At 72.8% G+C, this 342-nt stretch carries 1 pseudogene; it reads right to left on the bottom strand.

Going from position 1 to position 342, the window contains the following annotated elements:
- Window positions 1–342, bottom strand: a pseudogene (locus AB0G02_RS40310) (methylmalonyl-CoA mutase); the annotation flags it as partial.

The following is a 342-nucleotide window of genomic DNA, read 5'->3' on the forward strand; positions in this document are numbered from 1 at the left end:
CAGGAACCGCAACAACGTCCCGTCGTCCTCGTAGCGCGGCAACGACACCCGCCGCACCTCGTTGCCCGACAACGTCTTCCGGGTCAGCTTGGTGCGGATCTCCTTGTCCCGCACCCGTACCACCATCTCGTCGCCGCTGTAGTCCTCCACCACCCGCGGCCACGACGCCAGCAGCTCCGCCGACACCGCGTCGACCTGCTTCTCCGCCGACTCCAGCAACGACGAGAGCGCCGCCGCGTCGTGCCCGGCCGCCTCGAGCTCCGCCCGCGCCGCCCGGAGGTGCGCGACCCGCCGCACCGCGTCCTCGGGCGTCTCCGTCGCCCGGTGGTAGCCGCGAGCGGT

Origin of the sequence: Actinosynnema sp. NPDC023658, from assembly GCF_040639995.1 — a bacterium.
Lineage (GTDB): Bacteria > Actinomycetota > Actinomycetes > Mycobacteriales > Pseudonocardiaceae > Actinosynnema.